Origin of the sequence: Treponema sp. (assembly GCF_045641405.1) — a bacterium.
Classification (GTDB): domain Bacteria; phylum Spirochaetota; class Spirochaetia; order Treponematales; family Treponemataceae; genus Treponema_D.
In genome coordinates this window covers 79,511-104,394 of sequence record NZ_JAZUGX010000067.1, presented here as the reverse complement: position 1 = coordinate 104,394, position 24,884 = coordinate 79,511, and the positions used below count along the sequence as shown (strand labels likewise).

Below are 24,884 nucleotides of genomic sequence, written 5' to 3'. Positions count from 1 at the left end.
ACTGGATGTGGTATAATTCTTGACTCAAAGTTAATTCGATACAGGATGCTAAATTGAAGATTATTTGTTGTGACGACGAAAAAAACCTTCTCATGTATCATAAGAATCTTCTCATTGCCATGGACGAAGTAACAGATGTCTTTGATTTTTCTTATGCAGAAGATGCGCTGAAATTTGCTGAAAAGAACAAGGATGTTGATGTAGCGATCCTTGACATCAACTTGCCTGTCATGAATGGAATTGAGCTTGCGGAAAAGCTTAAGGTTCTTGTTCCTGATATAAGAATCATCTTCATTACTGGGTATCCTGAATATAAGACCGAGGCGACTGAAAACGGGTGCAGCGGTTATCTTACAAAGCCTACAAATGTCAACGAAATCAAGAAGGAACTTGCCTTTGTGATGCAGGATATCAAGGCTTCCACTGCAGAAAAAATCAGAGTTCAGTGTTTTGGAAATTTTGATATTTTCATAAACCAAAGGCTCATTACATTCAGCCTGACAAAAGCAAAGGAACTCCTTGCGTATCTTGTGGACAAAAGAGGATCTACCGTCAGCGGTGGTGAACTTTGCGCCGTTCTTTGGGAAAACAACGAGGACGACGGAAAAAACAAGAATAATCTCAGGCATTGCTGGATGGCGCTTAAACAGGCTCTTGAAACCGCAGGTGCGCAGAATATGCTCAAGAAAGGGTGGAACTGCTATGGTATAGACCCTGATGCGTTCTGGTGTGATGCCTATGAATTTGAAAAGGGCGATGTTCAGGTAATCAACTCCTACAAGGGTGAATACATGAACCAATATAGCTGGGCAGAGAACAGCAAAAGCATCTTCAATAAAAAAACTGAATAGCACTGTCATTCTTAATTTTATTTGAGGGGTGGTACTAATGGTACAGGGATTGGGTGTCTGTATAGCATCATTTTCAATTTTCATTACTTATATAGTTTTTGGCTTGATGTCTCCCCGCAATAAGAGCAAGAAGGTAGTTCTTCCTCCTCTTGGACTTTTGTTCTGTCTCATCCGTTACCTGCTTGAAATAATGTTTCTTAACGGAGGATTCAACAATTATTTTTCCATGTCCGTTCATTATTCTGTATGGATTCTTGCAACCTTTGGCATTACTTCGGTTTTCTATCTGCAGAATGCAGGGTTCATGAACAATCCAGAAATCATAGGAAAGAAGCTAACGATTGCGGCATATACAGCCCTTGTTTCAGTAGTTCTGTTCACATTCAATGCGTTTGCTGCCTGTGTCAAAAACCATGAGTTCCTTGTCGATCGCTTCAGGTTTGTCGAGTTTACTGAACTTTTGATTCATCTGATAGTAATATGCCTCCTTGTCTTTTATCGCAAACAATATGGAACTAGAATTTTTCTTCTTCTTCTTTCTAGTCTTGTGCTTTATTTCCTTGCATGGGCTTCTACTTTTGCCGTTTATTCACTTAAATACGAAAAGTTCTATGGTTTCATAAAGGAAGTTAATCCTGCTGCCATTGCCACGATGGTTCAGGTCTGCATCCAGTTCTTTGTGTTTTATAATGTTGTCTACGGAAAATTTTTTGAAAACCGAATCAAGCTGGAGCATTCTCTGATAAGTGTTTCCCAATCTCAGATTCAGCCTCATTTTGTGAACAATGTCCTTTATAACATCAAGGTTCTGTATTCTGCGGATCCAGAAAGGGCAGAGAGAATGCTTGATAATCTTTCAAAATTCCTGAATGGAAACAAGGATGCTTTTGATACGGGTTCCATTCATCCTTTTGAGAGGGAGCTTGAACATGTTAAGTGCTATCTTGAAATTGAAAAGGAACGCTTTGACAATATTTCCGTTGTCTATGACATAGGAGTTCAGGATTTTCTTTTGCCGCCTCTTACGCTTCAGCCTATTGTGGAAAATTCCATTCAGCATGGCTTGCGGCCTAAGAAATCAGGGGGAACAATTACTGTTTCAACCTATAGGAAGGACGGAAACATCATTATCTCTGTTAAGGATAATGGCATCGGTTTTGACATGACAAAACCAATGGATTCAGGACGGAAACATCTTGGCATGGAAAACACCAGGTTCCGCATTGAAAAAATCTGCAATGGCACTCTGGATGTAAAGAGCATCGAGAATGCAGGAACCGAAGTTTTGATTACCATTCCTGCTTCAGTTTAGTTAAAGAGTTCATTTAATCGTCTAGAATTCATTTTACTTTTTTTTTCTCTAGTGATATTATTTTTAGAAACTTTAATAAACTTTAAGTTTTTTTAGTTTTACTTTATTTTTTTATCATCAAGAGGTACTTTTATGGCAAAAGACATCGATTGGGGCAACTTGCCTTTCGGCTACATGGAAACAAACAAGAGCTTCGTAGCCAACTGGAAAGACGGTGCTTGGGATGAAGGAACTCTTACTTCTGACCACACAATTACTATGAGCGAATGCGCATGTGTTCTTCAGTATGCACAGACATGTTTTGAAGGACTTAAAGCATATACAACTTCTGACGGAAAAGTCGTTACTTTCAGACCTGACCTTAATGCAGACCGCATGGCAGACAGCTGTACACGCCTTGAAATGCCTGTTTTCCCAAAGGAAAAGTTCATTCAGGCTGTAATCGATGTTGTTAAGGCAAACCTTGACTTTGTTCCACCTTATGGAAGCGGCGCAACTCTTTACATCCGTCCATTCATGTTCGGTTCAAACGCAGTTATCGGTGTAAAGCCTGCTACAGAATTCCAGTTCCGCATCCTTGTAACTCCAGTAGGACCATATTTCAAGGGCGGCGTAAAGCCAATCAAGGTTCGCATTTCTGACCGCGACCGTGCTGCTCCTCACGGAACAGGTGACATCAAGGCAGGTCTTAACTACGCAATGTCACTTTACAATATCGTAGACGCACACAACTGCGGATATGCTGAGAACATGTATACAGACCCTGCAACACATACTTATATTGAAGAAACTGGTGGAGCAAACATCCTCTTCGTTGACAAGAAGGGAACTTTGATTACTCCAAAATCGGGATCAATTCTTCCTTCTATAACACGTCGTTCTTTGATTACAGTTGCAAAGGACATCCTTGGCATGAAGGTTGAGGAACGCCCTGTAAACAAGAAGGAGCTCAAGAAGTTTGTTGAATGCGGTCTTTGCGGTACTGCAGCCGTTATTTCTCCAATCGGTCAGATTGACGACCACGGAAAGTCCATCATGCTTCCAAGCGGAATGGAAAACATCGGACCTGTAATGCAGAAGCTTCGCGAAACTTTGACAGGAATCCAGATGGGAACCGTTAAGGGACCAGAAGGCTGGGTTGTTGAAATCAATTAATAATTAGGAATGCATAATTCATAATTGAGTCCTCCGGACGGTCTGGTGATTTCAGGCTGCCGGGGGATTTTTTTTGTTAGGGGTGTTGCTTTTGTTGTATTCAAGGGGTCTGTCCCCATGGTTGAGTGTATGGATGTAATGGGGTCTGTCCCTATGGTTAAGGGTATGTAATGTGAATGTTCTTGATAGAAATGGTTATTTTTCCAGTACGAAAAGAAATTCGTTTACATGTATGTCACGGTTCTTTAGGTTGCGGCTGCCACGGAAGGTGTTGTATTCAATTTCTACGGTTTTTACTCTGCCGTATTTTTTCAGCATGCTTTTCATTTCATCAAAACCTATGAATCCCTCAGAATTGTATGATACAATTATATACTTTGCGTCAAGATTTGCGATTATTTGGTCCATGGAATCCAATGCATATGCTTTTTTGTTGAATTTTGATCTGTTCCAGTTGCATGGAATTCCTGAAACTTTGCTTAATTTGACATCGGGAATTGCATTGTCTGCTATGAGATTCAGCATGAAGTAATTTGAACCGTATGGGTGCTGGTTATAGGGTGGGTCAAGGTATGCGATGTCGATTTTTTTGAGTTCTGCAGAAAGCTCAACCGTATCCTGCTGAAAAAGCTGCATTTTGCTTGAATAGTTGCTGAATACAGGCACTGGAAGCTCAACCTGTCCCATTATTCTTGTCAGGGCGTTTTTTCCACTTCCTCCAAAGCATCCGATTCCTGTTTTTTTGTCTTTGTAGAAGCCTTTGAAGACGCCGCTTGTGTTTACATGAATGCTAGCTTCGGTTAAAAGGGGGGCAAGAAAGAAATTTTTGTATTCGTCGTCTATTTTTTCTATTAATTTTCTGTATGTATCGATTCTTTCTGCGTTTTCTCGGGTATAAAAAGCTCTTTCGCCTTCCTTGATGTCATTTGTATCCTTTGGAGCGTAATAATCACAAATGATACCTGGAGTTTTTGTTTCGAAGAATTCCTTTTCCAACGTGTTTCTAAGATCAAAGTAGTGATCGGCATTGAAATCACGACGGTTGAAAAGATAGCAGGAATTAAGAATACGGCTATAGTTTTCCAGATCGTTGGCGACAACAATTGAGGAATGCTGCTTTAGCATACGGGCAACGATTCCGCTGCCAGAAAAAAGGTCGGCGCAGACAAGCTTCTTCTTATTGAGTTTTTCTTTAATTATCTCTATTTCCTTTTGAATATAACCTATGAGGATGCGTTTGTTGCCAATGTAAGTGATGATCTGTGTTGTAAGGAAGTCGTTGTTTTCCGCCATGGTGGTAGTATAGATAGAAAATGGAAAAAAAGCAATTTTGCTGACAATGTGATAATGGGGACAGACCCCACGGATGATTTTTTAAGATATCATGGAACCTAAATTTTTCAAAGTTTTTTGTTCCTTAAACCTTCAATTTCAGATATTGTTTAGGATTTCCTGATTATAAGTTTGCTTATGCCTGTGAGTCTGGATATTTGATTTATTGATAGCCCATGCTTTCTCATGATTCCACATTTCTTAACTTGATCGTCGATATTTAAGCGTTCCAGTTCGTAAGGAGATGATATGTTGAATATTTTCTTGATTAGTTTTATTGCCTTTATATCACTAAAAAACAATTTGTTTTCAAATTCCATGCATTGTCTGGTTTCTTTTTGAAATATGAATTGGAATAGTTGTTGCTGTGATTTGAATATGCCGTATATGTAGTTTGTATCAACGAAACTATTGTTTTTGTTCCTCTTCAAGGCCCAATAACTATTCCATTTATACTGATCGATTCTGCCAAGTCCAGCTTTTTCACTGTTTTGGAGTATGTAACGATAAACAGTCTTGAAATATACATCATCAAGTATAGGTTCGCTCTTAAATCTCCCTTGGAATAGATGACCGCAGCGATCGTATTTGTGATTAAAGTAATATACATAGCTGTTTGCAATTTTCTGAACTAATAGACTTAAATTTTCCCCTGCGTTTCCTACCAAAATGTGAACATGGTTACTCATTAAACAGTAACAGTGTACAACTATTTCTAATTCTTTTGAATATTTTTTTATTCGATTAATGAAGAAAAATCTATCTTCATTATCAACAAAGAGATTTTGCTGGTTGTTTCCGCGTAGAATTACATGATAGAAGCCTGAGGTTCCAAACACTCTTGGTTTTCGTGCCATTTATATATTCCTATGTATTATATAACCGAAAAACTACATAAAATGGACAGTTTTGATTCGAAAAAAGAAACTATGTATGGGACTGTCCCCATTGTTCATTGTTTCTGATGCTGAAAAAAGATGAAAGATGGGTTGAAGGGGACTGTCCCCGCTGTTCTTGCAAAACACCATTAGTCATTGAAAAGAGATATTTTTACTTATATAATTGTAAAAATAGGATATCTATACATATGGAAAATAATACACTTGGAAACATTGCATCACTTAAGCCTTTGCTAAAACCTATCCGCATGGGAATCGATGTTGGTTCTACAACTGTTAAGGTTGTTGCTTTGGGTGATAATGATGAACTTCTTTATGGAGCCTATGAACGCCATCGCGCAGACATCCGCAATACAATCATCGCGGTTGTTAATAAGGCCTTTGATACTCTTGAAGGGCTCTTCCCTGCAAAGGAGAATCAGACCATCAGCGTTAAGGTCACTGGTTCTGGTGGCCTTTCAGTTTCGCAGTGGCTAAATATTCCTTTCATTCAGGAAGTTGTTGCCGCTACAACTGCAGTGCGCAAAATCATTCCTCAGACTGATGTCGTTATCGAACTTGGTGGTGAAGATGCCAAGATAACATATTTTAAAGGCGGAGTAGAACAGCGCATGAATGGAACCTGTGCTGGTGGTACAGGTGCCTTCATCGACCAGATGGCAGCTTTGCTTGAAACAGATGCTTCTGGACTCAACGAACTTGCCCGCGGTGCAACAACCATCTATCCTATCGCTGCCCGCTGTGGTGTTTTTGCAAAGACTGACGTACAGCCGCTCATCAACGAAGGTGCGCGTCGTGAAGATATTGCCGCATCTATTTTCCAGGCTGTTGTTTCCCAGACAATCTCAGGTCTTGCCTGCGGAAAGCCAATCCGTGGACATGTTGCTTTCCTTGGTGGTCCATTGCACTTTTTGGACCAGCTTCGCGAACGCTTCGTAGTTACACTCAAGCTTAAGGATGATGAACAGATTGTTCCAGAAAACAGTCAGCTTTTTGTTGCTTCTGGAGCTGCATATTCTGCAGAAAGGGAAATCAAATGGGTAAATGCTAAGGGTGAAGATACACCTGCCGTATTCCCGACAATAAAGGAATTCCGTGCAAGCCTTACAAATCTTGTAGGGGCTGAAATGCAGGAAGTTCAGCGTCTTGAACCTCTCTTTACTTCTCAGGCTGAACTTGATGAATTCAATCAGAGACACTCAACAGAAAAGGCTCTTGTCGGTGAACTTGACAAGACTGAAGGTCCTGTTTTCCTTGGTCTTGATGCAGGTTCCACAACTACTAAGGCAGTCCTTACAGATACAGAAGGAAGAATCCTCTGGCGTTTCTACGATGTAAATGCAGGAAATCCTGTTGACCTTGCAGTAAAGGTTCTTAAAAAGCTTTATTCAATCCTTCCTGAAAAATGCTATATTGCCCGTGCCGTTTCTACAGGTTACGGTGAAGCCTTGTTCCAGGCAGCCCTTGGCGTAGATGCTGGTGAAGTTGAAACAATCACCCACTATCGCGCCGCAGATTTCTTTGTTCCTGGCGTAGAGTTCCTTCTGGATATCGGTGGTCAGGACATGAAGTGCCTGCGCATGAAGGACGGTGCCATCGTAAGCATTCAGCTTAACGAAGCCTGTTCCGCAGGTTGTGGTTCCTTCCTTGATAACTTTGCCCGCACAATGGGTATGAGCGTTCAGGAATTCTCAAAGATTGCCCTTATGGCAAAAAAGCCTGTAGACCTTGGTACCCGCTGTACGGTATTCATGAACAGCCGTGTTAAGCAGGCACAGAAGGAAGGTGCTGAAGTAGCGGACATTTCCGCAGGCCTTTCATATTCAGTTATCAAGAATGCGCTTTTCAAGGTAATCAAGCTTCGCCGTGCAAGTGAAATCGGTACAAAGGTTGTAGTTCAGGGTGGTACATTCTTCAACGACGCCGTTCTCCGTGCCTTTGAAAAGATTGCCGGTGTAAATGTATACAGGCCTGATGTTGCAGGTCTCATGGGTGCCTATGGTAGTGCCCTCATTGCCCAGGACCAGTGGGAAGACCTCCGCCGTCCAAAGCCAGATGATCCAGACCAGACGCCAAAATTCGTCAAGTCAAACATTGCTACAGTTGATCAGCTTGAAAACTTCAAGGTTGAACTTGAACTCAAGCGCTGCGGAAAATGTTCTAACAACTGTCTCCTTACTATCAATACATTCATTGCTGGTGAGGAACGCCGCAAGTTCATTACAGGTAACCGTTGTGAACGCGGTGCAGACATCGAAGAATCTCCTGCAGAAAAATCAAAGCTTGTGGACGCAAGCAACAAGTCAAACACAAAGGGTGCAGACGAAGACAGCGAAAAGCTTCCAAACCTTTTTGAATGGAAATACAAGAGGCTTTTCAGCTATGTACCTCTCAAGGCAGAGGATGCTCCTATGGGAGATGTTGGTATTCCTCGTGTCCTCAACATGTACGAAAACTATCCGCTTTGGTTTACTTTCTTTACAAAGCTTGGATTCCGCGTAAAGCTTTCTCCTCGTTCAAGCCGTGCAATCTACGAAAAGGGTCTTGAGACAATTCCTTCTGAATCAGTTTGCTACCCAGGAAAGATTTCCCACGGACATGTGGAAAGCCTTCTTCAGCAGGGAATAAAATTCATTTTCTATCCTTGTGTTCCTTATGAAAAGCAGGAAGATCCTGGAGCTGGAAACCACTACAACTGTCCTATCGTTACAAGCTATCCTGAAGTTCTACGCAACAATGTTGATCGCTTGAGACAGGACGATACAATTTTCTTCATGAATCCGTTCCTTCCTATTTATGACAAGGATCGTCTTGCTGTTCGTCTCTTTGAAGAGATGACAAAGAAATTCCCTAAGCTTACAAAGAAACAGATTGCAGATGCTGTGGAAGCTGCTTGGGCAGAACAGGAAAAGTTCAAGAAGGAAGTTCAGGAAAAGGGTGAGGAAGCACTCGAAGAGACAATCACTCGCGGTGGCAACGGTATCGTTCTTGCAGGTCGCCCATATCACCTTGATCCAGAAATCAACCATGGAATTCCTGAGATGATCAACGGTCTTGGAATGGCAGTATTTACGGAAGATTCTGTTGCTCATCTTGGTTCAATTGAAAGACCTTTGCGCATCATTGACCAGTGGTCATACCACAACAGACTTTACCGTGCCGGTGTATTCGTAAGCGGCATGGCAAACATGGAATTAGTTCAGCTTACATCTTTCGGTTGCGGTCTTGATGCCGTTACTGCAGATCAGGTTGACGAAATCATGAAGTCAAAGAGCCGCATGTATACCCTCATAAAGATTGATGAAGGTTCAAATCTTGGTGCCGTTCGTATCCGCATCCGCTCCCTCATTGCTGCTGTTCGTGCCCGTGAAAGAAACAGGACTAAGCTTACTGTGAAGTCTGCTGCATTCAAGCGTCAGGTGTTCACAAAGGAAATGAAATACAAGCATACGATTCTTGCTCCTCAGATGAGCCCAATTCACTTCAGGCTTGTTCAGCAGGCATTCAGATATTCTGGATTCAATTTTGTTGTTCTTGATGCTGTTGATCCAATGGCAATTGAAACAGGACTCAAGTATGTTAACAACGATGCTTGCTATCCATCAATTCTTGTTGCGGGGCAGATGATTGCAGCTCTTCAGAGCGGCAAGTACGATGTAAACAGAACAAGCCTTATGGTTACTCAGACTGGAGGTGGATGTCGTGCAACAAACTACATCGGCTTCATTCGCCGTGCCCTTACCGATGCAGGACTTTCTCAGGTTCCTGTCATCTCATTGAGTGCACAGGGGTTTGAAAGCAATCCAGGTTTCAAGATTACTCCAAGTCTTTTGATTCGTGCCATGAGATCCCTTGTTCTTGGAGACCTTTTGATGCGCGTTCTCTACCGAACTCGTCCATACGAAAAGGTTCCTGGAAGTGCAAATGCCCTCTATGAAAAGTGGAATGCCAGATGTGAGCTTGGATTAAAGTCTCTTTCTCATTTCAAGTACAAGAGGATCATAAAGGGAATCATCAGAGATTTTGATAGACTTCCTCTTGTTCCTGTAAAGAAACCAAGGGTCGGGGTTGTTGGAGAAATTCTTGTAAAATTCCATCCGACTGCAAACAACGACATTGTTAATGTAATCGAGCACGAGGGTGCTGAATGTGTTATGCCTGACCTCATGGACTTCTTCTTCTATACATTCTCTACAGGTATTTTCCGCCATCAGGAGCTTGCATTCCCTAAGGAAACTGAAAAGAATGCACGCCGTCTTGTTTCAATGCTTGAGCTTTTCCGCGGCTATATGAAAAAGCAGCTCCGAAAGAGTCACCGTTTCGAGCCTCCTCATCTTATCTATGACATGATGAAGGGAGTAGATGATATCGTTCAGCTTGGAAATATTACTGGTGAAGGTTGGTTCCTTACAGCAGAAATGGTGGAACTCATCCATAGCGGTTGTCCTTCCATTGCCTGCGTTCAGCCTTTTGCCTGTCTTCCAAACCATGTTACAGGCAAGGGTATGATCAAGGAGCTTCGCCGCAGATATCCTGAGGCAAATATTTCAGCTGTCGACTATGACCCTGGTTCAAGTGAAGTCAACCAGCTTAACCGCCTTAAGCTTTTGCTTTCAAATGCTTCAGTCGGAAAGCATCCTGATGAAGAAGCAGATGGAATGGTTCACGGACCTGACAAGTCTGTCGTAAAGCCAGAAATCCAGCTTGCAGAAGGTGCAGCCCAGTTTGTCGATCCTGAGCCAGTCGCTATGAAGGATGCACCAGTAAGCAATTGATATTTTCGCATGGCCATTGATTTGGATTTGCGTTGAAACTTCTTTGGGAGGAAGTTGTTTTATAAAATAGTATGATCATGAAAAAGATATTTGCAAGAATTATTTTGCTTGCAGCGGCATGTTTTGCCTTTGCAGACTACAACAGCTACGATATCCCTGATTCTGCAGAGATCAGGCGAACCATCGTTGATTCCTGGCTTACACCTGATCTTGATACCCTTAGAGGCTATAAAGAACAGTTCAAGGACAACAGGATCGGTGTTACATATCAGATTCGTCTGGAAGAGGATGACGATGAATTCTGCGTCGTCGTTGCTCCTAGGTCAGAAATAGACATCAACATGATAAACGGTGACAGCGTAAAGACTGTCCGTGCTGCTGTCTATCCTAAGGGTGCCGCAGGAAGCTGGATCCTCTATAGGAACAAGAACAAGGGAATCCCTTCCCGCATTCAGTATTTCTTCAATCAGGATTCTGATGTCTATCTTCAGTTCAGGGCAGAGGGAAACAAGACCTTTGCAGATCTTGTGGTCTGTGGATCCTATGCCGCACGTTCTGTTTTGGTAGGTGTTCCATTCAACAGGCTATATACCGCTTCTTTTCAGGAAGTCAAGAGCTGGACAAAAAAATCCATTCCTTGGGATAAAGTTACAGTCGTAAAGAATCAGTATACAAATACACTCATTATGGTTGGTAGCATATTGGATAATCTGGATTCGTTCAGGTTCATGGATGATGCCTGCTATGATGAGCACGGAAAACTTAAGTCTATTGTTACTGGTCAGGATATAGTCGTAAGGGATGAACAGGGAAATCCAATTCCTGTCTCTGATCTTAAGAACATGCATTTCCTTTCTGGCGCAGGATTTGTAAAGTGGATAGTGGATGGTATCGTGGAACCTTACCGTGGTTATGGAACTTCGATACAGCAGCTGACTGTTCCTACCATGGAATTCAATTCTGTGGGAAAAAGCGGAGTCATGTCACAGGAATGGAATCTTACATTTACCTTGGACTGGTGCAGAAACCTTGCGTCCGAAGCCTATTCAATCCGTTCGAGCAGACAAGGGGACTACAAGACTGCTGGCCTGGATGTGAACTACAGTTATTTTTCTACTGAAATTTCAGATGGAAAGAATGTCAATGCAACAGGATACATCAGGAATACTGGATATCCTGTACATCACCTAAAGTCCATGCTCTATGTTCTGGCGGTTACGGAGCCTGAATGGTTCTATCTTGGTGCCATCAGACAGGGATCATCAATCAAACCTGATGAACTTGTATTCAATAACTGTGTTGTTTTCTTCCCGTACTTTGACAGAAATGGTAAATTTGGCTGTTATGTCTTTGAACAGGGAAATGAAATCACATTGGATAAATTCCTTGAAAAATACAAAGGAGCTTATGTACATCTTGAGAGAGTAAAAGCAACTGAGGCATTTTTCCCTTATGAAAAAAAGTAATAATAAAAAAACATTAGCAGCTGTTTCTGTCGTCCTGCTTTCAGCTTTTCTTTGTTTTGCGGGACCTGCAGATTCGGCTTCTGGTGATTCCTGGATTTTTTCGGAGATTGTCACGGCGTATTCTGGCGCTGCATATCCTTCTGTCATTGAACATGCCAACAGCCTTGTTTCAAATTATCCTGATTCAATCTACTGCTACAAAGCTCTTCTCTACAAAGGTGAAAGTCTTTGTTTCCTAGGTCGTTATGCAGAGGCTGAACCTGTTTTAGCACGAGCTTCTGGTAGTGACGATGTAGATGTTCAGGTGCAGGCCTTTTATTGGCTTGGACGAACTCGCCTTGCAATGCAAAAGAATGTCGAAGCCGTTGATTCTTTCTACAGATGCTGTGAAATTTCAAGTCAAAAGAAAATTTCAAAGAAATCAGAGCACTACTACAACATGGCTCTTTATTATGCAGGTGAAACTTACTTCGTCTCCGAGGAATTTGACAAGTGCATTCCTGTCTTTGAATCTGTCATTTTACGAGGTGACAGCTATCCTGTCGGTGCCTATTCAGATTCTTTCACGATGCTTTTCAAAAGTTATCTTGCGGAAAAAAAATATTCTTCCTTGATTTCATTGTACAGGAAGACCCCAGAGATGAAGTCGGCTCCGCTTGCAGACCTTTATGCGGAACTTTCCCTGCTTGCATCCAACGCCTATGAAAAGACTGGTGACTATAGGAATGCATGGGGGTGCTGTGTAAAGGCACTTTCATGTGCTGATGAAGCTGTTTCGTCTGAAGCCTTCAGGACGGCATACAGAATTTCTGGACCCTATGAAAAGCAGACAGGCAAGAGTACTTCCGATGTCTTTGAAAGTGTTTCTGGAAAACTTTCTGCTAATCCTGCTTTGCTGGCAGAATTCTGGACTAGAGTTGCCACTGACTGCTTTGAGAACGGAGACTATGAAAACGCTTCCAGATATTTTGACAAGGCTGAAAGCTACGACGGTGAAAAGAAATATGTTTCGTTGATTTCTCTTTACAGGGCACGTCTTAAAGGAAATACCCTTGATCTGATTGGAAAGGTTGATAGAAACAATGAGCTTTATGCCGACTATGAGGCTTCCTTTGCAGAGCAGTATGCTTCCGTCGGTGATTGGCCTAACTGCCATAATCATGGAAAGAATGCCTATGACAGCATTGATGTGGCTTTGGCTGATGAAAATCTCAGTCGAAAGGCAGCCTATTACTATGCCATGGGACTTCTGAACTGTGGAAAGATAATGGAGGCAGAAAAAGTTCTTGATGGTGGCAAAGTAAAGTTCAAGAAGGATGAACCTTTCTTTGTTGGAAGACAGAAAATTCTTGCAAGAATATATTCATTGTCAGGTAGGGAAGAAAAGGCAATTGAAACTTATAGGAGCTTGGATGATGATCTTAACGGAGAAGAAATTGCAGACTATGCAAAAGTTCTTTTTTCCTGTGGTTATTTGACCTCAAGTAAAAGAGAAGGCCTTAGATCCAGGACAGATGAAGGTAAATATATCGCAGCTCTTTCCTGCTTTAACCTTAAGGAATGGAAGTATGCGGAAAGTCTTTTTTCTGAATACCTCAGGTCCAATTCTAAGTCCAACAGGGAATATGCCGTCTTCTATCTTGGATATTGCCAGTACAAGCTTGAAAAGTCATCTGTCTGTGATACCCTTGAAAATTTCAGCGTGAACTATCCAGGCCATTTGCTTTGCTATAATGCTGCCATTGTCTGTGCCAATTCTGCCATTGCAATGGGAGACTATGAAAAGGCCGTACGACAATCTTCACTTGCCATGAGTCTTTCAAGAAACAGCTCTGAAAGGGAACACGCTACCTTGTTGACGTCTTCCATCTATGCGGATTCTGGTGACTACGAGCGTGCTGTAGCAATTCTTACTCCATATTTAAAGGATTCATCAGAATTCAGCATTGCGTGCAGATATCAGGTTGCATTGCTTTATTCTCGTTCAGGAAAAATTGGAGAAAGCGACAGATATTTCAACGAAATCCATGTAAGGTTTTCTTCCTCAAAATATGCTGAAGAAAGTACTTACCGCAGGGCAGAGCTTTTTTACACAGCGGAGAAATATCAGAACGCAATCATCCGTTTTGATGAATACAGAAAAGCCTACCCAAAGGGCAACTTCTATGAAAGTGCGGTCTTCTATTCTGCGGACTGCCAGAGAAGAACTGGAAATTCCAGGGATGCCATTCTGTCTTATGAACTCCTTCTTGTGGAATATCCTAAGTCTGCATATGCCTATGCAAGCTCAAAGGCTCTCGTTCAGCTTTATAAGGAAGCTGGCAATGTTCCAAAGGCAAAGGAAAACTGCGATAGAATGCTTGCTTCCGCCATGAATGACGAGCAGAAGGCAGAGGCTAGGTCGGAATCTAAGCTTCTTTCTGGACTTGCAGAATCAGGCAGCAATCCGAAGTTTGCATTGAAAAATCGATATGAATCCCTTGGAAAGCAAAAGACTAGGGATGGCCGTATCGCGGGTACGGAGCTTGCCGACTACATCTGGAATACGGAAGGAAACCTTGATGAGGCAGTTGAGGTTGCCGAAAGGATCTATGCTGAACAGATCAAGAAAGCCAATGTTGATGTCGAATGTCTTTATGCTGCGAGAAATGGAATTATTCTTGCCCAGGCAGATCGTCAAGGTGGAGAATATGTTTCCTCTGCGAATTTCTTCCTTGCTGCGGCAAAATATGCAAGACAAGGTGGTGACGATGTTCTTGCTTCCCGTGCTCTCTACGGTGCGGCTGAGGCTTTTGAAACCGCTGGCAAAAAGGGCGATGCAAGGAGCGTTGCCGATAAGCTTGTTGAACTCTATCCGAACACTGAATATGCAAAGAGTGTCCGTGAATTGATAAAAAGGTAGTATATGAAAAAATTATTGTTTGTTTTGTTTGCCTCCATGGCAGGTTTTGCTTTTTCTCAAAGTTCTGAAGAAGAGAAGATCCAGCTTCCTGAGATCACAACCACAGTATCGGGTGACACAGTGGTTGCTGGAAGAGATGCTGTTCCTGACTTTTCAAAGGTTGTTCCATCTGCTGGCGTAGAAAAGAACATCATGCCTAAGCTTCCTGGTGAACGCATGAGTGCTGAGGATCTTGATGTAGAGCCTGAGGCAAATTTCTTTAGCGGTGAGAACAAGAATGTCTATGCACAGGGACTTGTTGGCGGTGGTTTTCCAGGAGATTTCATCGGCGAATTCTCCGTGTACAAGGCTTCTAATTCTGATCCGTTCAGAATTGAATTCTCCCACTTCAGCAGAAACGGTTATGGAAAGCATACTGCGGCTGATGGATTCTTTGATAATGGAACTAAGCTGTATGCAGAAAAATCTTTCCATGCCATTGATTCTGATTTTACCATCGGTGGTAGGTACGATAGAGCTGGAACGGGTCTTCAGGGGTTGAACGATCATTTTTATGACATGAATTCCCAGAAGGTTTCTGCTGTGTTCCTGTTTGATCATTTCTTTGGTGATTCTGGCTTTGAGTTTTCTTCAGAAACCGAAGGCTACTGGTACAACAGATATTCTGGAATAATCAATGATGGTGATTTCTTAAAGCAGGAAAAGAATGTCAATGTTGTGTTCACCAATCCTGGTTTTGTTTTTTCCTGGTACAACAAAGGATTTTCTGCAGGTCTTGAATGCAATTTCCAGATTGAATCTTTCATTGGGAAGCATGACGATACACTGGCAGACGACATGTTCCGTGTAGATGGTTCCTTGTTCACTGGATATGAAAGCGACATTGTAACTGCTTTTGCCCGCGGTGGAATAGCTGGTGGAACTGAAATCGGTGAAGGCCGCAATATCGTTCCAAGCTTCAGTACAGGTGCGGAAGTAAGGGCTCCAATGTCAAATGGACGCAAGCTTGTAGTAGGTGTGAATGGTGGACTTGAGACACGACATGAGGAATTTTCTGTCCTGGAAAGAAAATATAAGTTTGCACAGATGGTTTCCTTGACTCGTGAGACTTCTGACTGGTTCGTCAACTCAAAAATCGTCCTTCCATTGTTTGATGTCATTACCTTCAATAGTGGGGTGGAATTCAAGAAGACTGCCTTCGACAACTGTCCATGGGAAGCTGATTATTCAAGTAAAAAACCTTGCGGTGTGTTTGGTTTCAAGAATGAAAAAAGAACTCAGGTTACAACGGATAACGGCATTTCCATCAAGTATGATATTTTCACACTTCGTGGTGGCTGGAGAGCTCATTGGCTTCATGTACCTTCAAACGAATACAGGCATTCTGTAGAGGGCTCCATCGGCTATGATGATGACGATGAACGCTGGGGTTTTTCTGCAGGCGTGCTTGAAGCTGTGGATGGAAAAAGCGACAAATGTCCTAATCTTAGAGCCAATATCTATGTCAACATAAAGAAAGCAATGAGACTTTCTCTTGAAATGGACGATGCGATAAAACTTTTTGCACGTAAGGACAGGGAGTATGTCGAATCAGGATATTTGGTAAGGGCTGGAAGTGTAACCTTCCTGTCTCGATTCTTCTTTTAAAAATATATAGAGGTAAATTATGTTTCAGATATTGAAGAACGGTGGAATCCTTATGGTTCCAATCATTGCTTGTGGTTTCCTTGTCGTGTTTATCGTAGCTGAAAGGCTTCATTATTTTTTCACCCTGAAAAAAAGGGAAGAAACTTTCTCCGATGACATTGACAATGCACTTGCTAAAAAAGACTATGCGGTTGCAGAGAACCTTTGCGCTAATGCCCTTACACCTTGTGCTTCAGTTGTAAGGGATGCCATCAAATGCCGCGGACTTGCGGAACAGGACCTTAAGGAGTATGTTCAGACAAGGATGGATCTTGCTGTTCCTCGGTTTGAACATTTCCTTTCGGCTTTGGGAACGATTTCCAATGTTGCTACTCTTCTTGGTCTTCTAGGAACTGTTACTGGTAACATCAAGGCTTTCGGTGTTCTTGGAAACGGAGGAACCATGGGGGATCCTGCCTTGCTTGCTTCTTCCATCGGTGAAGCTCTTGTTACTACAGTAGCGGGCCTTGTTGTTGCGATCCCTGCCATCATTTTTCATAGCTATTTCAATTCTCTTGTAAACCACAGCATAAAGCGTATGGAGCTTACAGTGACAAGGGTCATGTTCCGCCTTACAGGAAAGGAGCTTTAAATGAAAGTTTCGGAAAGAAGGAGCAATGGTGGACTTGGTGGAGTAGACCTTTCACCTATGCTCGATGTCATCTTTCAGCTTATCCTCTTTTTCCTTGTTTCTACGACTTTTTCGGTGCTGCCTGCGATAAATGTCAACCTGCCTGAAAGTTCAACTTCGCAGGGGGTGGAGACAAGCAGCATAACCATCACTGCCCAGGAGGATGGAAGCCTTTGGTTCAATGAAGACAAGGTTTCAATGAAGGAACTGGAAAAACTCCTCAAGGAATTTGACACAGGGGACAGACCCCGAAATGAATTCCCAGTTTCAATTCAAGCTGACAGCAATGTGACCAACGGAAAAATAGTTTCCCTCTTTGATGTCATCAGGTTCAGCGGATTCAGTGCGGTAAGCCTTAGGACTACGGGTAAGAAATGATTTTCCAGTCTACCGAAATCGAGGCGCAGGGCAGAAGGTTTGCGCTTCAGGTTACAGCAGCATTTTTTCTCTTTCTTGTCATTCTTTGTCTTGCGGTCAGAATCAAGCCAAAAGAAAAATATCATGAGCTTGCAATCCGACTCGACAGTGTTCCTGTTGTTAAGGAAAAGGCGGCTGCTTCAAAGAAGCCTGATCCTGTAAAAACTGAGAAAAAGGTGCAGGAAAGCCAGGAAAAGAAGGTCGAGACTCCTAAAAAACAGGAAAATAAGCCTTCTCCAACAAAGAAAGCCGAGAAAAAGTCGGAGCCAGAAAAGAAAAAGGCTGTCGCCGAGGATTCCAAGCAGAAATTTGAGGAACCTAAGCTTAAGAAAAGTGTCGACGAACTTATGGCTGAAAACAGGACTGCCAGAAAAAAGGTTGAATTTGACGAAAGCCTTTTTGCAGACAGCAATGAGCCTGTCCAGACAAAGGAATCTACAGTAACCAGGAATGTTGCAGTTGCAAAAAGTTCTCTTAGTGGTAGTTCTGCCACAGCGGAGACTAAGAAAGCCTCTGGAGCCTCTTCCAGTTCGGCATCCAGCAATGCATCTGACAATTCCGTTTCCGATTCGACAAGGGATGCACTTAGTGATATAAAGAACACTTTGTTTTCTTCTACAGTTGCTGAAGGCATAAAGAGCAAGTCTAACATCCAGGCCTCAAGAAGTCCCAACGGAGCTGTTTCCATGCAGATGTCGGACGGAAGTGCAAGGCAGCTTCTTTATCCTAAGAGTCCTTCGATAATGGTTTCTGAGGAAAACGCAAGGCTCATTGATACCACAAGGAATGTAAAGATAACTTTTACTGTCAAGCCTGATGGATCCGTTCCTTTTGGGGGTATTCAGATTACTCCTGGTGCAAGTATTCCTGCTGCTATCCAGAAGGAAATAAAGGAACAGATAATGGCATGGAAGTTCTCGGAAGACGCTTCTGGAAGAAATGCAACCGCAGCCTTCAACTATTCCCTTGAGATTAAGTGATTTTCCTACTATAATAGAGGAATGTACAAGGATATACAGGCAGTGGCATTTGATATTGACGGAACGCTTTATCCTTCATGGAAGCTGTTCGTTCGTATGCCATTGCATGTTCTCAAGAACTTCAAGCTTTATCTTCACTTCAACAAGACCAGGCATATCATGCACAGAACCGCTCCTTTGGCGGATTTCTATGAATACCAGGCCCGTATGCTTGCAGAAATTTCCAAAATCAAAAGTCCTCGTGCAAAAGAAATCATCAATGAAGTCTGCTATGACGGACTTAAGAAATTCTTCACAAAAGTAAAACCTTACGCACATACATATGAATGTATCAAGGCAATGAAAGATGCAGGTCTCAAGATCGGTATATTGTCGGACTTTCCTCCAGAACAGAAAGGGGATATCTGGGGAATCCGCGATCTTTGTGATGTCTGCATTGGTTCTGAGGAATCTGGTGCCCTTAAGCCTTCGATCTATCCTTTTGGGATTCTTGAACGAAAACTTGGAGTTCCTGCGGATAAGATCCTGTATGTGGGAAATAGTGTTAAGTACGATGTTCTTGGTGCCAAAGGTGCTGGAATGAAGACGGCTTACATACTGAAGGGTTTTAAGAAGCTGTTCAACATCAAGCTTCCTGAAGCTGACATATCATTTAAAAATTATCGTCAGTTGCAGAAAATCGTGCTAGAATAGATAGACGTACAAAAGAATAATCAAAATTGGGTGGGATTAAAAAGTGATTATCATTGGAATTGTTATCTCTGTAATATTGTCTGTGGTGGCTTCCTTCATCGTTCGTCAGATTGATAAGAATGAAAGTCAGATGGAGAAGGTCAAGAGATACGCTGAAAACAGAAAGAAGGAATTCGATGAATACTTCGACCAGCAGAAAGAATCTCAGAATATCATCATCAATGAACTTAAAACTAAGGAAATAGAAACTGAAGCTGCCATCAAAAGAATGGAACAGCAGATCAATGAATGCAAGGAAGCTACTGAAAGCTTTGAGGATCCCGTTAAGGCTGTCGAAAACATTCAGGCAAGGATTCAGTCCTACGACAATGTCCTTAAGAACCTGATGGAAATGACTGCTGCTGTAGAGCAGAATCTTGCTTCTGTAAAGAATGAGGCTGTGCTCATCGATAAGGTCAACGCCCGTCTCAACAAACAGCAGAAAGCCGCAGAGGTGCTTGAATCAAAAGTGTCGGAACTTGTAAAACAGTTTTCGGCAAAAAACGCAGAACAGCTTAAATCAATTGGTGAGGATCTTCTCAAGGCATTTGAGGAACGAGCTTCAGAAGTTGAAAGCACGACAGAGCTTTCAAGAAAGCAGAATGAAGCTATCATGAAGAAAATCGAGGATGACATCCGCAATGCCTATTCTGCAGCCATTGAAAATGCAAAGAAACTTGAGGATGAATCTTTCAGCCAGCTTCGTGATGAATCGCAGCAGAGGATCGATGAGTGCCTTAACGAAATCAACACGCAGGCAAAGCAGATTACTGCGATGATCGATACTAGAATCGAGGATACTCAGAAATCTCTTGATGTACGCTCAAAGGAACTTGTGGATGCCTTCAAGGATTACAGCAGCACAATCGAAGATAGGTTCAGGGAAAGAACAGAGAACATGCAGCAGATGCTGGATGCTCGCACCAATGTTCTATCCGACAGCTGGGAAAAGAAGATGACTTCTCTCGAGGCGGATCTCAAGGAGCGTGCGGAGAATTTTGATTCCGTTCTTGATGCTTCTACTGATTCCCTCAAAGGCAAACTTGAACTAAAGATTGCAGATATCGAGAATGATGTAGAGACAAGAACTGGGAACATTGAAGGAAATCTTTCTGCCAAGGTTGATGAACTTGCTTCCCGCGTGGAGGAAATCACTTCTTCCCTCAATAATGAGATTGCGGAAAAAATCAATGACATCCGTTCTGACCTTGATAACAACACATACGAAATCCGTGAGCAGTGCAATACTCGCATAGCTGAATTCAAGAACAGCCTTGAAGACAGCACTTCTGGCATTGAAGAAAGAATCGATGGTCGTATTGAAGCCCTCAACAACAAGATTGATGCAGGTCTTGAAGGAATGGACTCGAATATCGATGAACGCGTCTCAACTCTCAATGCAAGGATCGATGACGGTCTTTCCGCAGTTGAAGAATCTGTTGATTCCCGCATCGAAGCCCTTAATGAAAAAATTGAAACTGGTATCGCTCAGATCGATAGCGGATATACAAATCGTGCAGACAGCCTTGAAAGAACACTTTCTGCAAAGTTTGATGCAATGACCGCTGATTTCACTGTAAAGACCGACAACTTTGACAGGATATTCACAGAACGATCCTCGGCTTTTGAAGAAAAGACTGCAGCTTTCGAGAATTCTGTTCGCGAAAGAACTGAAAAAATCAATGCTGCCATCGATACTAATACAAGTGATTTTGAGGAGAAGCTTGCTGAACGTGTAAAGGATCTTGATGCCGCTCTTTCTCAGAAGACAGAAGCCCTTGATATGCTTTTCCATGACAAGACAAAAGCGTTGGAGACTGATTTTACGACTAAAACCGATAGCCTTACCAAGGATCTTGAAGATAAATACGGTGATATGGTAGGGTCGATTGACGGTCGTCTTAGGGAAATTTCAAAGAACTATGAAGATAGAATCATGGAAATGAACCAGAAGTTCAATGATACTTCAACATCTGTGATCCATATGTTCGATGACAAGAACCGTGAGCTTGAAAGCGCCTATGACCTTAAGGCAAAGTCCCTTAAGGAAAGCCTTGAGAACAGCACTGACGGTGCCGAATCTGAAATGAAGGAAAAGTCTCAGAAGCTCATTTCTCTTTTCAACGAAAAAGCTGCAGCCCTTGATGCAAAACTCAAACAGAAGATCTCATCGGTGGATCAGGAAATCGATAAGAATTTCGATGAGCTTGCAGACAAGCTTAAGCAGAAGACGGCCGCTGCGAATGCAAGTCTTGATACATCTATCGGTAAGATTGAAACTGAAATCAAGCAGAGGACTGCATCCCTCAATACAAACCTGAATGATAAGGCTGATGCCGCTGACACTATGATCCGTAAGAAGCTTGATGAGCTCAACAACCGTGCTCTTTCCATTTCTACGGAAATCAAGAACAGGACAGACAGCCTCGAAGATGATGTAAGAAAGAAATTGAATTCCCTCACGGAGGATGTAAGGGAACAGACTGCTCAGGCTGTTGAGAAATATAGGGAGACAACTTCTTCTTATACCCAGGATATTGAGGATCGTACAGATACCCTTAGGAAAGAACTTGCGGAGCGTACAGAAAATCTTGAACGCCAGCTCCGTGACCGTACAAGTGAAATTGAAGGTAAGCTTGAAGAACTTGTCAACAATGTTGAAAACCAGACCCATGGAGCCATGGAACAGTATAAGCTTACGACTTCTGATTATACTGCAAGGATTGAAAACCAGACAAAGAGCCTTATGGATGCCCTCGACAGCAAGAGCCGTGCACTGGAGGAGCTTATCGATTCAAATGCAAATGCTTTGGCTGAGAAGACAAATGCCCTTGAGTCTGAAATCAACGGTAAGGCTGAAGGCATAAGAGAAGAAGCCATCAGGATAGTAGAATCAATCAAGGATAGTCTTTCTTCGGAAACTGATACGGCTAGAAGGGAAGCAGAAGCTCAGATTGAGAATGTCAAAGGTCAGTTCTCGGATGCTGCCGATAAGCTGGTTGCCGAAATGCGCGATACAATCTCCGATGTTCAGAGAAAGGTTTCCGATGCTGTAGAGAACGCAAGATCTGCTGTTGATTCTGTCAATATGGATGCAAAGGCAAATGCAGAAAAACTTGCAGCCCTTCAGGAATCTGTTGACAGACAGTCTGATACTCTCAAGGAACGCTATGACGGCATGTTCAACAGCATTCTTGAAAAAGCAGAGCAGGAAGAAACATCTGCCTATGATAAATTCAGTACCCTCAGTACGGCGAACCTTGAAAAATACAAGAAGGATGTTCAGGATCGTGTCGACCAGATGCACAGCGATGTAAAGTCTACCCTCGGGGAGCTTGATGAACAGGCTAAGACCTACAATGAAAACATTTCCAATGCGTTGACTGAAATACAGACCAAATTCCAGTCTATTCAGGAGCATTCAAATACCATCACTGAACGCATTGTGGCAGAGACGGCAGAACATAAGGAAAAACTTGATGGATTTGCCGTTGAACTCAGCTCTCGCCTTGCAGAAATGGATTCCAAACTTCTTGGAGCATCCCGTGATATTGCCGCTGAATGCGATGCAAGGCAGACAAAGTATCTTGCGGAACTGGACAATACGCTCGATGAGTATAAGAAAGAAATGGAATACCGCTTTAAGAAGCTTAATTCCGCTGGTGCCGATGTAGATAAGCTTGAGTCTGCCTTGAGAAAGCTCATGGAGCAGAGCCAGAAGAAGGTTGTCGGCGACTTTGAAAAGTTTACTCAGGTCCAGGAAAAGAATCAGAGCGATTTTGAAACCGAACTCAGCAGTAAATTTGCCAAGGTCAAGGAAGAACTTGAAACGGTTCAGACCTCGTTGGATGAAATCAAGAGGGATTCCGCAGCAAGACTCAGCAGTAAGGTCAAGGTTTTTGAGGATTCATTCCTGCAGGATCTTGCAAAACGTGAAGATGATGTATCTTCAAAGCTTTCATCCTGGAAGAATACCTTTGATGCTCAGTTTGAGAATTTTACTGCAGAGTACGAAGACAAGAGAGAAAGCCTTGAACGACAGTATGAAGAAGCTCTGACCAAGAGAATAGTCGATCTCCAGAAAAAGACTCAGGATCAGGAAAAGAAATTCCAGACTGCACTTCTTGCTGGACAGACGACAATCCAGGAACAGATCAATTCCGTTAACCAGAGGATCCATGATTTTATCGAACAGTATCGTGCTGAAATAAAGAAGGCCATTGAAGGTGTTGATGGTGAGCTCAAGGCAGAGTCCGATGAATACAAAAACCGTATGAATGAAAATCTTGATAGGACTGAGCGTGAGCTTAATTCCAAGATTGCAGAGCTTAAGGGAATTCTTGTTTCAAAGCAGGAAACTCAGTCTGCTACCATCGATGCTGCTGTCCAGGAATTCTCTGAATGGAAGACCCGTCTCAAGGGGCAGTACGACGATTATTATCAGCAGATTGAAGGTCAGCTTAAGACCCTTGCCGATACAAATGAGCAGAAAATTTCTGAGCTTCAGACTGACTTTTCTGCTGCGGCCAAAAGAGCTGGAGAAATCCTCAGCACCTTTGATTCTGACAGCAAAAAGCATATCGGTGAATTCGAAACCATGTACAATGAATTCTTCAGTCAGGTAAAGGGATATACTGAAGAGCAGACAAGGAATGCCGAAGCCAAGATAAAGGATCTTAAGAAGACCTTTACTGAAAAAGCAGAGGATTACAAGCAGGCTTATCAGGGAGCTACCGACAGGCTCAACGATGAGACAAACAACCTACAGATGAAGGTTGATGACATCAACAAGAGCATTGCGAAATTCGTATCTGAATCGGCAGCTTTTGAACAGGCTGATATTCTTAAACGACAGCTTACAGACGACCTTGAGGATCTTGGAAAGAAGATCTCTTCTGTTAAGAACTTCGATGCAAAGATCAATGATCTTGCTTCACAGATGCGCCAGCTTGAACATCTTGGTGATGATGTAAACCAGAAGCTTAATGCCTATAGTGCTGATAAATCTCGTCTTGAAAGCCTTGAGTATAAGTTTGATACTTTGCTTAACCTTTCAAACGGTATGGATGCAAAGATCCAGGAAATACAGAAAATCAACGATGATTTCATCAATATTCAGGCAAATGTACGCAAGTACAGCGAGTCCATGGCAAACATGGAGAATAAGTTTGAACGTATCGAGAAGAAAAGCGAGACCGTTGACCGTGTTGCCGAGGCTGTCGATCATTCCTTTGAGAACATCAGTGCTCTTGAAGAACGCCTGAGCAACTATTCTTCTGAGTTTGAGAATATTCCTGAAAAAATGGACAGACTTAAAAAGGATATGGATGCCATTCTTAAAAATGGAGAGATTATCAGCGAGGCAGTTGATAAGGTCAGCTCTCTTCAGGAATTCATCAGGGATGTTGATGACCATATCGCAGAAATCAAGGATTCCAAGGAAGGCATTGTCGCTACGGAACAGAGGCTCCAGAAGCTTTATTCCGATGGTGAAAAGCAGCTTGATCTTCTCCATTCAATTGCATCGAAGGATACGAGAAAGAAAAAGGAGGCGACAGGTAATTCCCTTTCACCTCAGCTTAGAAGCAACGTCATTTCCCTTAAGCAGAAGGGATGGACAAACGCAGAAATTGCAAAGAGCCTGGGCATAGAAGAGAACATGGTTCAGCTTATCCTTGAAGTTGGTACTGACTCATAAAAAATGAATCCCTTGGGAACTTGCTTCTCAAGGGATTTTTTATAGTTG

14 protein-coding genes are annotated in these 24,884 nt (G+C 42.5%); 12 read left to right on the top strand and 2 right to left on the bottom strand.

Translation table 11 applies throughout. From position 1 onward, the window contains the following. Positions 1–53: 53 nt before the first annotated feature. The 3 genes from ACKI39_RS10790 (at position 54) to ACKI39_RS10780 (ending at position 3,318) form a co-directional block, all read left to right on the top strand. Positions 54–851 carry a response regulator gene (locus ACKI39_RS10790; RefSeq protein WP_407400405.1) on the top strand — a complete coding sequence of 266 codons (798 nt, stop codon included), beginning with the start codon at positions 54–56 and terminating at the stop codon, positions 849–851. 37 nt (positions 852–888) lie between these two features. Beyond that, a complete protein-coding gene (locus ACKI39_RS10785; protein WP_407400403.1) occupies positions 889–2,163 on the top strand; it encodes a sensor histidine kinase in 1,275 nt (424 codons plus the stop codon). Between the two features lie 132 nt (positions 2,164–2,295). Beyond that, entirely contained in the window at positions 2,296–3,318 is a 1,023-nt protein-coding gene (locus ACKI39_RS10780; protein ID WP_407400401.1) for a branched-chain amino acid aminotransferase, read from the top strand. Between the two features lie 195 nt (positions 3,319–3,513). On the opposite strand, the gene ACKI39_RS10775 is transcribed toward ACKI39_RS10780, so the two are convergent. Both ACKI39_RS10775 and ACKI39_RS10770 read right to left on the bottom strand, forming a co-directional pair. Further along, a complete protein-coding gene (locus ACKI39_RS10775; protein WP_407400399.1) occupies positions 3,514–4,611 on the bottom strand; it encodes a DNA adenine methylase in 1,098 nt (365 codons plus the stop codon). 149 nt (positions 4,612–4,760) lie between these two features. Next, a complete protein-coding gene (locus tag ACKI39_RS10770; RefSeq protein ID WP_407400397.1) occupies positions 4,761–5,507 on the bottom strand; it encodes a transposase in 747 nt (248 codons plus the stop codon). Positions 5,508–5,737: 230 nt separating this feature from the next. Here ACKI39_RS10770 and ACKI39_RS10765 point away from each other — a divergent pair, with 230 nt between their 5' ends. From ACKI39_RS10765 to ACKI39_RS10725, 9 genes are all read left to right on the top strand, one after another. Then, on the top strand, positions 5,738–10,324 hold the full coding sequence (locus ACKI39_RS10765) for an acyl-CoA dehydratase activase-related protein (protein WP_407400395.1): 4,587 nt from the start codon (positions 5,738–5,740) through the stop codon (positions 10,322–10,324). Between the two features lie 77 nt (positions 10,325–10,401). Continuing rightward, entirely contained in the window at positions 10,402–11,790 is a 1,389-nt protein-coding gene (locus ACKI39_RS10760) for a hypothetical protein (protein WP_407400393.1), read from the top strand. After that, complete coding sequence (locus ACKI39_RS10755) at positions 11,777–14,692, top strand: tetratricopeptide repeat protein (RefSeq protein WP_407400391.1); 2,916 nt, start codon at positions 11,777–11,779, stop codon at positions 14,690–14,692. The genes ACKI39_RS10760 and ACKI39_RS10755 overlap by 14 nt, the downstream gene beginning before the upstream one ends. 3 nt (positions 14,693–14,695) lie before the next feature. Next, positions 14,696–16,339, top strand: coding sequence for a hypothetical protein (locus tag ACKI39_RS10750; protein WP_407400389.1), 1,644 nt, complete (start codon positions 14,696–14,698; stop codon positions 16,337–16,339). 19 nt (positions 16,340–16,358) lie between these two features. Beyond that, on the top strand, positions 16,359–16,970 hold the full coding sequence (locus ACKI39_RS10745) for a MotA/TolQ/ExbB proton channel family protein (RefSeq protein WP_407400387.1): 612 nt from the start codon (positions 16,359–16,361) through the stop codon (positions 16,968–16,970). Beyond that, the gene (locus tag ACKI39_RS10740) at positions 16,971–17,387 is read left to right on the top strand and encodes an ExbD/TolR family protein (protein WP_407400385.1); all 417 of its coding nucleotides are present in this window, start codon (positions 16,971–16,973) and stop codon (positions 17,385–17,387) included. Further along, entirely contained in the window at positions 17,384–18,406 is a 1,023-nt protein-coding gene (locus ACKI39_RS10735; RefSeq protein ID WP_407400383.1) for a hypothetical protein, read from the top strand. The genes ACKI39_RS10740 and ACKI39_RS10735 overlap by 4 nt, the downstream gene beginning before the upstream one ends. A 21-nt stretch (positions 18,407–18,427) precedes the next feature. Then, positions 18,428–19,099: an HAD family hydrolase gene (locus ACKI39_RS10730; protein ID WP_407400381.1), complete on the top strand. Its 672-nt coding sequence runs from the start codon at positions 18,428–18,430 to the stop codon at positions 19,097–19,099. A 43-nt stretch (positions 19,100–19,142) separates the two neighbouring features. Then, a complete protein-coding gene (locus ACKI39_RS10725) occupies positions 19,143–24,836 on the top strand; it encodes a SpiroCoCo family coiled-coil protein (protein WP_407400379.1) in 5,694 nt (1,897 codons plus the stop codon). Positions 24,837–24,884 lie beyond the last annotated feature (48 nt).